This is a genomic window from Microvirga sp. HBU67558, from assembly GCF_018069605.1.
GTDB classification, from domain to species: domain Bacteria; phylum Pseudomonadota; class Alphaproteobacteria; order Rhizobiales; family Beijerinckiaceae; genus Microvirga; species Microvirga terrae.
On the sequence record NZ_JAGPUP010000495.1, the window covers coordinates 1 to 12241 of the forward strand.

Annotated in this window: 6 protein-coding genes; all 6 read left to right on the top strand. The window is 59.3% G+C overall.

All coding sequences use genetic code 11. The annotated features are described in order from the left end of the window. Positions 1 to 131 precede the first annotated feature (131 nt). Positions 132 to 1286, top strand: a complete 1155-nt coding sequence (locus KBI52_RS10590; protein ID WP_210807269.1) for an IS110 family transposase — start codon at positions 132 to 134, stop codon at positions 1284 to 1286. Positions 1287 to 1686: 400 nt separating this feature from the next. Next, a protein-coding gene (locus KBI52_RS10595; protein WP_371823155.1) for an IS5 family transposase occupies positions 1687 to 2471 on the top strand; the annotation gives its coding sequence in 2 pieces (ribosomal slippage) (positions 1687 to 2298 and positions 2301 to 2471; 783 coding nt in all). 3214 nt (positions 2472 to 5685) lie between these two features. After that, entirely contained in the window at positions 5686 to 7215 is a 1530-nt protein-coding gene (locus KBI52_RS10600) for a DUF6212 domain-containing protein (RefSeq protein ID WP_210807270.1), read from the top strand. A 7-nt stretch (positions 7216 to 7222) separates the two neighbouring features. Continuing rightward, positions 7223 to 10012, top strand: a complete 2790-nt coding sequence (locus tag KBI52_RS10605; RefSeq protein ID WP_210807271.1) for a glycosyltransferase — start codon at positions 7223 to 7225, stop codon at positions 10010 to 10012. A 57-nt stretch (positions 10013 to 10069) separates the two neighbouring features. Continuing rightward, the gene (locus KBI52_RS10610) at positions 10070 to 11440 is read left to right on the top strand and encodes a polysaccharide pyruvyl transferase family protein (RefSeq protein ID WP_210807272.1); all 1371 of its coding nucleotides are present in this window, start codon (positions 10070 to 10072) and stop codon (positions 11438 to 11440) included. After that, positions 11437 to 12234, top strand: coding sequence for a family 16 glycosylhydrolase (locus KBI52_RS10615; protein ID WP_210807274.1), 798 nt, complete (start codon positions 11437 to 11439; stop codon positions 12232 to 12234). The genes KBI52_RS10610 and KBI52_RS10615 overlap by 4 nt, the downstream gene beginning before the upstream one ends. The last annotated feature ends 7 nt before the right edge of the window (positions 12235 to 12241 follow it).

The window sequence follows — 12241 nt, forward strand, 5'->3', positions numbered from 1 at the left end:
CCAGTCTACCGCATCGTTCGCTTCGCCGCCCTCGCTCCCACATCACCCGTCAGAAATGGCCAAAGATACCATGCAGTCGGTCGGAGATTGGTTCACTCTTCGTCTCTTCAGATTTGGAAGGAGACAGGCCGATGCCTCAGATGGAACAAGCGCGCCCCGCTCAGGAGCAACCTATCGTCCTCGTGGCCCTGGAACTCAGCAAGTCGGCCTGGCTGCTGGCGACCCAGAGCTCGCCGAGCGGCAAGACCTCGTCACATCGCTTAGAGGGCGGCGACATCGTAGGGCTGTTGGCACTCCTTCGCCGCCTGCAAGCGCGCGAGCGGAGCGCCGCTCCTAATGAGGTTCAGATCGTCGTTGGCTACGAAGCCGGCTATGATGGGTTCTGGTTACACCGCCGCCTCACGACGGAGGGGATGACCTGCCAGGTGATGGACCCCGGCAGCCTGCAGGTCAATCGCCGCGCCCGGCGCGCCAAGACCGATCGGCTCGACGCCGCGATGCTGCTGCGGGCCTTGATGGCATGGTGGCGCGGCGACCGGGCCGCCTGTCACATGGTGCAGGTGCCATCCATCGAGCGGGAGGATGCCCGGCGCACGCACCGCGAGCGCCAGCGCCTGATTGCCGAACGCGTGCAGCACGTCAACCGTGTCAAAGGCCTGCTCGCCAGTCAGGGCATTGACGACTTCCAGCCCCTGCGGCAGGACCGATGGGAGCGCTTGGGCGGGCTGCGCACCGGCGATGGTCACGAACTGCCGCCCCGGCTGCGTCGCGAACTCGAGCGCGAGTTCAAGCGGCTGGAATTGGTGCTGGAGCAGATCGCGGTGGTCGAGGCCGAGCGCGACGCGGCGGTGACGGAGCCCGTGCCAGAGGATGCCGATGCGGAGAAAGTCGCCTGCCTGGCCCGCCTGGGCGGCCTCGGCACCGAGACGGCGACGATCCTGGTGCGTGAGGCGCTGTTCCGGCCCTTTGCCACCCGCAAGGAAGTCGCAGCCTATGCCGGGCTCACGCCCTGCCCGTTTGACAGCGGCCAGCGCCAGCGTGAACAGGGCATCTCGAAGGCGGGGAATCCGCTCCTGCGCAAGACGATGATCGAACTGGCCTGGCTGTGGCTGCGCTACCAGCCCGAGAGCGCATTGGCGCGCTGGTTCCATGAGCGGGTTGGTCCCGCCCGTGGCCGCATTCGTAAAATCAATGCCGTTGCCCTTGCCCGCAAGCTCCTGGTGGCCCTCTGGCGGTATCTCACCACCGGCGTCGTGCCGGAGGGAGCGCGGCTCAAGGCTGTCTGACAAAGGTTCGGCCGGCGCATCAGCACAGGATGCACCGGACGGGCGGGTGATGTGTGACCGGAGCTCGACAGGGTTTGCTGCCGTCGCCAAAGATGGGTCCCACCTCCTCAAGCCGGCTTGCCTGAATGAGGCATTTTGGTCAGGAACAGCTGTTCCGCCGGATACGAGTGGAAGATGCGAGCAACCTGCTCGCCTTGCCCGGCTTCCCCACCCGACCGCTGCAGCCCACAAGAGGGATTATGATGGTACTTGATCTTCCGCCTCATACGAGTCGAGCTAAGTGCTTGATTTGAAATAGACTTGTGCTGGGCCGCTAAGGCGGATGTGGGCTGTTTGACGATTCAGGAGCCCCGCCATGGATGCCTGATCCTACGCCAGCGATCTCACGGATGCCGAGTGGGTGTGGCTCGAGCCCCTGATCCCGCGCAGCCATCCGGCCGGGTGGCGGCAGACCTATCCGTTGCGGCGCATCGTCGATGCGATCTTCTATCTGCTGCGCACCGGAGCCCAATGGCGGCTGCTGCCGCATGAGTATCCACCCCGGTATGCTGTCTTCTATCACCATGCCCAGTGGCGCGACGCTGGCACCTGGGAGCACGTGACCCAGGTCCTGCGGGAGAGCTATCGGCGTACGATCGGCCGTCCTCCTCAGCCGACAGCGGCGATCATCGACAGCCAGTCGGTCAAAACCACTGAGATGGGTGGACCACGAGGGTACGATGGTGGCAAAAAGATCAAGGGCCGCAAGTGTCACTTGCTCGTTGATCCGCAAGGCACGCTTCTGAAGAACAAGGTGCATCCGGCCGACATCCATGATCGCGCGGGCGCCGAGCTCTTGTTGGAGGGTTTAGAGCATCTCTTCCCGGCCGTTGAGCTCATGTGGGCTGACACCGCTTATCGAGGACTGAAGGACTGGTTGTGCAGAGCGCTCGGATGGAAGCTATCCATTCCGCAACGCTGGTGGAGTGGCGGCGTCTGGAGCAGGCCGACGCGGAGCCGCCGACGCGCCCGAGTGGCTTTCAGGTGCTCGCGCGACGGTGGGTGGTGGAACGAACGATCAGTTGGCTCACCACCAACCGGGGGCTGGCCAAGGACTATGAGCGGCTCGTCGAGACCCGCGAGATGCTGCTCTATCCTGCGATGAGCCGCATCCTGCTGCGTCGCCTCACGCGAAAAGAAAGATAATTGCTCACCAGCCTCTGAGTTAGAATTCCTTGTGCGTATGCCCGCTTGGTTCGGGCAGCTCTGGCAAACAGCAGGCCTCGCTGAGTTCAGTAGCTGATCGGGCGACGCCCTGAGGTGGTGTTCAAATTAAAATTCCGTCTGGTGGCGAGCTAGCTCGTTGTGTTCCGTCGCAATTGGAATGGCAACATATTTCCTGCGTGGAGGGCAAACTACTTCGCTACCGACCTTATCAGGAGCAGGGAGCGTGTGCTTTCAACTACTGAGTTAGGCGCGACCCACGACGGCAAAGCCTCAACTTGCCTGATGCAACGACGCCTCTGAGGCCTTTGGTGTACAGTCCAGTCGCGAGTGAGACACAATCCTGATTTCGCAGGCATCCAACAGATGGTTCAAGTGCCAACGGGGATAGCGGGAATTCTCGTTGCCACTCCACCACCCGTTAATGGCAAGACGCTCTCGCTCAGAAGGTGCGTCCTCCACGGAGACCAGCAAGGCGGCCCACCATCAGCAACGTGAGGCCGGCATTCTCGCGCGAAGAATCCGGAACCGGGCTATTGGTCTTATGTACGGAACGTCCTGTGCACAGGTGTGATCTCAGATCCGGCGTGGCATGCCAGGGTGTAGACCGAGCGCCTCTACGGTTTCTGGCCGAACCAGGCTTAACGTAGCTTCAACGGCTTCACAGGGGCCGGACAAGGCCTTCTTGACCGCATTGATCGCTGCGGGTTGAGAGTCCGCCTGGACCAGATAGTAGGTGGCTGCTGGTCGGCCGACCTCACTCGGGATCTCCACCTTGACGGAATAGCATGGTAGCCGGTTGCCTGGCATTAACACCTCCTTCGAACTCGCCGGGTCTATATCATTCCTCTCCTAATTTAGGAAGAAAAACGCGGGCAAGCGCCAACGGAAGTTTGCGCGGCATGAGCCCGACGGCCTCTTGGTCGGATGATTGATCGCACGATTGAGGAGCGTCCTCGGCGCAAACCTAAGCATTGCATAGTTCAGGCGCCTCTGGGTGCGCGATTAACCGAGGTCCGGATCTGACTCGTTGAGAGCGCTCGCGTCGGCGGTCAATTCAGTGCTGTAGGCTCGACAGGCGGACTTTGAGGCTGTCGGCGACCTCACGCCGGCCGCGGCCAGTGGTCAGGTCAAGTCGCACCGCCTCATCCTGAAGCACTTTGGTTGAGCGTTTGCGGGGCATGGAGATCCTCGTTGGCTATAAGAGTGCTCGCCATTTTTCCGAAGCAAGGCCAGTCATTCCCGGGCGTACCCTCAATCGTCGGTATGGGGTCATCGGGGGGGCAGTAGGGCCACCGATGGCGAAACGGCCGTCGGCGACGTCACTCCCGGTCATATCCTCCCACGGAAGGCCGTTGATAGGACCAAAGATGTCAATACCTGCAGACATCGAATTCTCCTTAGATCAAAGAATGCCACGGTGCCTTTATGCCTCTCGTCGGATGATCAGGGCAAATCTCTTTTCTCGATCCCCCTCACGATGCCACCGATGCCATCAATCGCGTCTCCGCTGGCCGGCAAGGATCCCGGAGTCATTAGATGCCGTAATGGCCCTGCCGCTTACGAGTTAGCGGAGCGGAGAGGCTGTTCCTCAGAGCGATGGTGTTGAAGCGAGGTCCGAGCGGATCGGCCTCCATCATCATGAGGGACAGCCATGGACGACTATGGCGGACTTGATGTGTCGTTGGAACTGAGCCGCGTCTGCATCCTCAATGGCTTCGGCCAGAATGCGGAGGCGAACGTCGCCAGCGAGCCTGAGGCACTGACGGCCTTTTCACGCCAGCCTGAACCGGCCGCTTACCCGCGCCGGCTTGGAGGACGGGCCACTCTTGCAGTGGCTCAATACCAGCCCAATGCAGGCCGGGTTCGAGGTCGTGCTGCTGGCTGGGAAATACGCGGTCATTCTGCATCGCGTGCTGATCGACGGCACCACCTTCCGCTGGAGCCGGAGGGTGTTGCCGCCGAGAGGGAAACAAACGTTAAGAACGGAGCGAGCCGAAGACCGCCTCGACGGGACGGGGCCTCCGCCACGCCGATTACAACAGTCGACCTGGATCTGGCCAGAACATCTTCCAGGTGCGCGGTCGACGGCGCGGACCACACTGCGGCTTGCAGGAAGCTGCTCGCAAAGAGGTGCTGTCGATATTTGCACAGCTCTCAATCCGACTCGAGCGCAGCCATCCACGATGTGGATGCGTTCCATCGACAGAAACGATTGTACTACTCTCTTGAGATCTTGCACAGACAGCAGGGTCGAACGCGCACTCATCTCCACTGATTCCGTCGAATGACGAGTGCCGCGCCACACCGCCCACAAGGGAAAGTCTCGCAAGCACCCTGAAGCGATGTGGGACCAATACTGAAAAATGAATTGTAACAAGTCACGTCTCAAAAGCAGGTGCTCTAGTTCAGCCGGCCAAGCCAAGAACGCCGTCCTCGCGACTCGGTCGACCAGCGGGCCGGTCGCACTATAGCTCACGCGATTGAAGGGAAATTAATGGTGGATCAACTCACAAAGGTAGCCGCTGCTAAGAGCAAACATTACGCAACGTTGGAGCGGACCATGAGGTCTGCTGCGGCCATGCCAGATGGCGGCGGGATGGGGGCCTCCGCAAAGTTGTCCTCTCGTGACAACGACGCGCTGGGAGCGACGGGCCTCGCTAGGCCCGAATGGACAATCGACAGCCACATCACCCAGATCGGTTGCGAGGCTCAAGCAGATCTCAGGCGCCCACGACATAGTGCGGATCCTACGAGGCTCGCTTGCTAATGTCTCATTAGGCGAACGCTCCTTCGGCCCCGAACTGATAGGCTGCATGCCTTCGGTCGTGGCGCCCCTCACCCGAAATGGAACCACTAATTCGGTCGCGGCGGCACCCGACCTGTCCCTCAGCCCACCGACCGAATTCCTGCGGAATATCGCACGCCAGGATAAACCCGCGTGATGCTCGCGTGCCTCGGAGCTTCAACTCGTGCAAGAAGCGCGCTGATGGCGCCAGAAGTGCTTCGCGACGTTGCACCGTACTGCTGCTGATCGAGAGAGTGTGTACGGCTGCGGTGAAGCGTCACGATAAACCCGCAGCGTCCTCCGCCACGGCCCTCGGACGGATCGCGGCACGGCCACAACGAGCAGAACTAAGACGCCTCTCAGTGAATCGAAGATCGCTACGAGACGTTTACTGCCTATGAGGATCAGATGATGGCATTAACTGCGAACACCACGACACCGTTCGCTCAGTCTCCTCGGGCCGACGGCCTGCTTAAAGGGCCGGTGCTTTTCGTCATAAAGGTGCACAGAGATAGGATACCCTCGACGCTTCTGAGCACCGGCCACGTTTTCTGGTTCCAAGGAACAGACGGCGAGGCGGCTACTCTCGTCGACGTCAACGGCAACAGGTTCAACGTTCGGGATACGCCGCCCTGCACGCTCGCGATATTGGCCGACCCAAGCGCTCCAGAAGGTGAGCGAGGCCAGTTGCTCGACTGGCTACGCAGCCGCGGATTACAGCATCAGCCCGCCCTGATCGAGTGGGACGCGGGTCAGCAGTCAAGCGCGATGGCGCGCCTCGTAGAAGAGCTCATAAAGCTACTTGTCACGAGCGCTCACCGGACCGTTGAGGCAAACCGCGAGCTTCTGAAGCTGCGCATGTTCAATGCCGATCTTCAGGACAGTTTCGCTGCTGTCGAGAGTTATATGCAGCTACAAGGATTGCAGCCCTTCGACCTAGCATTCTCGAACGAGCCTTTGAGCAATCCATCACAGCCCAACGTGCTTGCCCATTCGTCGCCCGAAGGGATCTCACAGATTCTCCCCGTTGCAAGCACTGCAGTCAGTGCAATCGCTATCCATTTCGAGCGTCTAGATCCTCACCAGGAGGCCGAACTGCGCGCCGATCTCGTGAGCCTTGAGGATCGATGCACGATTGATAGCTGGATCGTCCCGTTGTCGAGCTTGGATGTCGGATGGAATTTTCTTGGCCTGACTCGCACGCTAGGCGGCATCCCCCGTAGCCTGGAAGTCCGTCTGCAAGTCACCGGCATGGACGGTGAGCCACCTCTACTGTCGCTCGGCGGACTTCAACCAGTCGACATGTTTCAGGTCCGTGATGCAGACACCGAACGCCCGCTTGTGAAGAACAGTATCGCCCTGCAGATCTGGTGCGGGCTGCCGGGCGTGTCCCTCCCTACATGGGCGAACTACTTCCCCGCCCACTCGGAACAGGGCTCTACACCCGGCTTCCGGGAGGTGTCGCTCTCTCCAGGAACCCTGGATCTTGCGAGTCACGCCAACTGCGATGAGATCTCCTTTGAGTTCCCCGCTATTCTCGCTCTGCCACAAGAGAGAGCGGTCGCGTGTCATCCACCGGAAACCGGAATGACAATCGGTATGCTTCCGACCGTGTGCCCTCCAGCGGCTCGGCGTGTTTCCGCGAGCGCCTCAATTTCCAACGAGAAATCAAACGATGTAGACTTCGCAATCGTGGTCGCCAATGACCTCGCTAGGACTCGTGAGCTGCTCGAGGAGAAGCGCGCTCCAAGCGCTGGCGAAGCCTTTTCCGGCTGGAGCCGTGTCGCTAATACGGATACGGTAAGGGTAAGCGCCTTCGTGTCGGAGCAAGTCGCGTCCCCCCAGAGCATCTACATCGCGACTCGCATGACGACCCCCGGCGTCAACAGCTTCGCTTGGGCAAAGTTTAGAGACTTCAGCATTCTGGTGGACAGGTAACGCAGGTATGTCAGAAGCAGTGAGGGTACTCAAGCGAGATATCGGGGAAACTGATGCGTCCTTTTCGCCGACCGTGGCCGTCGTCATCCCGGTTTACAAGCATTCCGCTCTTCTCGCCGAGGCCGTCGAATCCGTTGTTCGGCAGCAAGCGCCGTTCGAAATCGCCGCCGTGATTGTCGACGATGGCTGCCCGTTTCCCGAGACAGCTCACATCGGGCAAAGCTACGCGCTCACTCATCAGAACGTCTTCTATTTGCGTAAGCTGAACGGCGGTCTAAGTTCCGCTCGCAACTATGGTATTGAGTTCGCGTTACGGCACTTCGCTGGGCTCGACGCAATTTACTTCTTGGACGCTGACAACAGGATCACGCCGACCGCGATCGGCGAAGCGCTTAGGTATATGCGAAGGAAGGGTCAGATCGACTGGGTCTATCCCAATATCGACAAGTTCGGGATTGAGTGGAACGGGAACTACATGACCGACTACTCTCGACTACTTCATGTCACATTCGACAATATTTGCGAGGCTGGTAGCCTTGTATCGCGCCGTCTGCTCGAGACCGGCATCCGCTTCGATGAGACGATGAAGTCGGGCTTCGAAGACTGGGACTTTTGGCTTCAAGCAATCGGACGGGGCTTTAGGGGGGCAAACTATCCCTACTTCGGCTTCGAATATCGACAGCGGGCCGAGAGCATGCTTAGAGACTCAAATCGGACTCGTGAAGGAATTCTGGCGCGCATTCGCCAGAAGCATGAGAGTCTCTTCAGAGCGGACACATTGCTCGCCTGGGAGCACAATGAGGCACCGCGCTACGCTGCAGTGGGAGTTGGCACGAGCGTGGTGGATCTGTTCACAGACCCAACGATTGGCCGTCAGAGCCTAAGCCTTGAGGGCTATGTGAAGCAATTCTGGGCGGCAAAAAGTGAACCCGATACCTTCGGCGTGCCACCTTTCCTGCTCTGGATGACAGGGGAGCATCGCGATGCAGTAACGCGGCTCGGACTCGTCCATAATCTGCTTTGGCTAGCAGAAAGGCTCTGCCAGGAGCATCACTTTGTGGCGATCCGCTTCGAGAGCAACAACGCTAGCATCAATGTAAAAGTTCGTGCAATCGGGGAGGTAGGGAAACTACTCGACAAGTCGGTGGGGTGGATGTGTGGGCTTGACGTCCTCTCGAACTGTGTCGACGATCAATCTGAAGACTGGATTCGCTCGTTGCGTAGTCCTTCGCCCTCTCCTAAGGTCGCGGAGATTGTTATCAGCGGACCCTTCACGCCGGCCGAAATGCAAGGTTCGGCACTCTCGCCTACCACTGCTGTGTTCGCGACACTTGGGGCTCTGCGCGACTCTGGGTACAACCGTCAGCAGCGCGTTCGTTGGACCTGGCGCTCCAAGTATTTGCCAAGCCGTGCTCATTATTTCGAACTGCTTCGCTCTGCTGTCGGAGCCATGCCTGTAATGCCACGAGTGCCCAACACCGGAGATCCGGTAAGGGTCGGGTTCCTCTTGCCCATAGCGGCCTTCGGCGGCGTCGAGAGGGCCACCTATGCAGTGGCGCGAGTGCTTAAGGCCGCCGGATGCGAGGTCCACCTCTTCATATTCGGAGAGCCGGTTTACAACAGAATTCCCGAGAACGATGGGGTTTTCAAGACCGTCAATTTCTTTGCCGACGACTATCCGCTTTGGGGCGGCCCTCACACCTATTCGGGGCACGAGCTCATGATGGGGCATGATGAGGCTGCCAAATCGGAACAGCTCCTTGGCTTTCTCGCTGGCCTCGATGTGGTTATCAACAATCAGGTTGCACCCGTCAATGCCGCGCTTGGCACGCTTCGTCGCCGCGGCGTGAAAGTTCTCAACTACGTTCACGTGCTCGACAGAACGAGCTTGGGACGTGCTGCAGGTCACCCCTATTTGTCGCTGGCCTTTGAGCACGTCTACGATGCCGTCCTGACTTGCTCGAGGGACATGGCCGAGTGGTTGCACAGCATGGGCATACCGGATGCGAAGCTGATACACATTCAGAACGCCCCCAGCTACCCATTGCCCGAGAACGAGCGGAATCTCGTTCTCGAAGAGCGTTGGCGGCGGCCGAACCGTGACCGTCTCAACGTTCTCTTTCTTGGCCGCTTAGATCGTCAAAAGGGCATTGAGCGTCTGTTCTTGGCCGCACGCGACCTGCAGCTGCGGGCTGGTCCAGCAGACTGGCGCATCATCGGCAGCGACGTTATAGATAGGGACGCATGTGGCTCCTGGCAGACCCGCTTCCAGCAAATTGGCGTGCAAGTAGAGCCTCCGGTCTATGCGGCCCGAGACCTCAACAAGGCCTTCGCTTGGGCTGATGTCATCTTGCTCCCCTCACGATGGGAGGGCGCCCCGCTGACCATCCTCGAAGCTCAGCGCCTAGGGTGCGTGCCAATCGCTACCGCGGTCGGCGCCGTCGGAGAACTCATCGAGCATCGCGTCGATGGTATTCTGATCGACGCGACTAATGACAGCGCTGTTGCACTGGAGCTCATTGCTGCGATTGAGGGGTTTGCCCGCGACCGGTGCGAGCTCCGCCGTATGGCCGAGACGGCCGCCGAGCGCAATGCGACGCTGGTCTGGGGCCGAACTGTAGAGCCGCTCGTGCGGCAAATTGCGGGTTGGTTCCCCGACCGTATGTCCCACGTCTTCTCAGACACCGACGGGTCCGATACCTCCGGGTGCGTGCCGTCGACCGAAGTAAACCGGATCATAGTTTCAGACGCGGCGGCGCGGAGACCTGTGCGCGCGCCAGGCGGCGAAGTACGCTAGCAGTGGCAGCGCACGGGTTCGCACATACTGTAATCGAGATATATAGCGAGTAGTCCGATGAAACGACTCTTTGTGCTGAATGGCGGCGCGGCCGTAAAGCCTGGCAATAAGGCTGCTTACCTGAAGATCGAAGATCCACTCGTCGCCTTCGAAAACCGCGGAATCAACACTGGCGACGTGCTCGTCTATGACGCCATGCTCAAGGCGTTGAATTATGACCAGATTACTAACCTGCAGTTTGCCCATGCGGCCAATGTAGAGTTGTGGCCACAGGAACATTGCGATGCCACAGTAATCCGGGGCTCCAATTACCTAGCTGAGAACGTCGACCTTGGCCATGTCGCCCCGCTTCTCAAAAAGCTGCCGGGGCCGATCGTGCCCATAGGCGTCGGCGCGCAGACGTCCGTATATAAAAAACTCGCAATTCCGCGTGTCACAGCGGAGGCGTGGAGGATTATAGCCGATAAATGCGAGACTATCGGCGTTCGCGGCTTCTACAGCGCCGAAGTGTTCAATGACCTCGGCATAAAAAACGTCCGTGTTATCGGCTGTCCGAGCTTCTACCGATCACTGCTTCCGTCAATTGATATCAAGCCCATCGATCCAACGAACGCACGGGTGGGACTAACACTCAATAAGTATCTCTCCGCCGACTACGCGACGAACGCGACCAAGACGAACCGTATTCAAAGAGCATTGATCGGCGAGGTCGCTAAGCGTGCGTCGAGCCGCCTCTACTCGCAGGGAGAGCGCGAGGAAACGCTCGCAATCTATTCGTCCGGTAAGCAGAAGCAGGATCATGTTCGCTCGATCCTGTCCAAGTTCAATCTCGTCGGGCATTCCGAAGCAGAGAGGCTGCTCAGCGAGCGCATGGTAGCGTTTTTTGACGTCGATCAGTGGGCGAATGATGCGGCTAGCCATGTGGATTTCATGATGGGTTTTCGCCTGCATGGCAATGTCATAGCCCTGCACCAAGGAATTCCGTCGGTTTTTTTTACCTACGATTCCCGGATCCGCGAGCTTGCTTCGTTATTTGCGGTGCCTTCTATCGAGGTCGAGGACTACATGCCCGTCGACCTAGAGGCCCTCTTGGAAAAGGCCGACTTTTCGAAGTTTCAGCACGTCTACCCGCTGAACTATGCCGAGTATTATCGGTTTCTAACGGAGAACCGACTCAGCCATGTGCTTGCGCAGCCACTGATCGCACCAGCAGACAATCCACTCTCGGTACCTAATTCGATCGAAATTGACCATAGCACCGGTGACCTCATCGGCTGGTTCCGAAGTGAGATCGACTCGATGACCTCTGAGATTGAACTGTTGCGCAGTCGGGCCTGGAACCTGGAAGTCAAGCTGCGCAGTTCGAACGGCTTGGGGGCGGACGGCGCTGCGGCAAAGAGTTCGGTCGGACCGGAGAGACGTCCATGAAGGATCCCGACGCGTTGAGCCGTCGGTCTTTCTTACAGACGGTGACCTGTGGCGCGGTCTTGGGCGGGTCCCTCAACCGGTGCAGATCCGCTTTTGCGCAAGGTTCGTCGCAGCCTGCCCCGCTGGCGGAGCTCGGCGGCCGTTGGCGGCTTTCGTTCCTCGACGACTTCGCAAATGCCGCTCACTTTGACCGTTACTGGGTACGCGTAACCGATCGCGGTGGTGATCACCAGACAGTGCGTTTGCCAGAGAACGTCGCGGTATCGGACGGCGGGCTCCATCTCAAGCTCGGTCACGGCAATGACGAGCAACGGCCCTACACAGGAGGCTTTGTTCAGTCGCGGTCCTTCCGTCAGTGCTTTGGCTATTTCGAATGTGAGATGCGTATCGCGAACGAGACAGGCGTCAATAATGCGTTTTGGCTGACCTCTGACCATGCGACTGAAGGCGACGCGCGGTTCGAGCTTGATATTGCCGAGGCGAAATATCCTAACCTCATCCAAGTCGCCGCGCGATCCTGGCGCCCACGTCGCGTCACCTGGTCCGCCACGTCTCGACCGGGCGCGAAACTCTCTGAAGACTTTCATTGCTATAGCATGTTGTGGACGGAGCAGGAGTTCCGCTTCTTCTTCGACGAAGTTCCAATTTATTCAGTGGCGAACACGTTCGCGCACACTCCAGCTATGGTCCTGTTCAGCAATGCTGTTGCGTCCTTTGCTGGCAAGTCCGACGGGCATGTTGAAGGCTCAGAGACATCCATTCGAAGAGTCCGGGTATTCGAAAAAGTTGGCTAGCGAGCAG

Bases quoted from the DNA above. Each gene is read 5' to 3' on its own strand.
- KBI52_RS10600 (WP_210807270.1), top strand. From the start codon at position 5,686: ATGATGGCATTAACTGCGAACACCACGACACCGTTCGCTCAGTCTCCT.
- KBI52_RS10615 (WP_210807274.1), top strand. From the start codon at position 11,437: ATGAAGGATCCCGACGCGTTGAGCCGTCGGTCTTTCTTACAGACGGTG.
- KBI52_RS10610 (WP_210807272.1), top strand. From the start codon at position 10,070: ATGAAACGACTCTTTGTGCTGAATGGCGGCGCGGCCGTAAAGCCTGGC.
- KBI52_RS10590 (WP_210807269.1), top strand. From the start codon at position 132: ATGCCTCAGATGGAACAAGCGCGCCCCGCTCAGGAGCAACCTATCGTC.
- KBI52_RS10605 (WP_210807271.1), top strand. From the start codon at position 7,223: ATGTCAGAAGCAGTGAGGGTACTCAAGCGAGATATCGGGGAAACTGAT.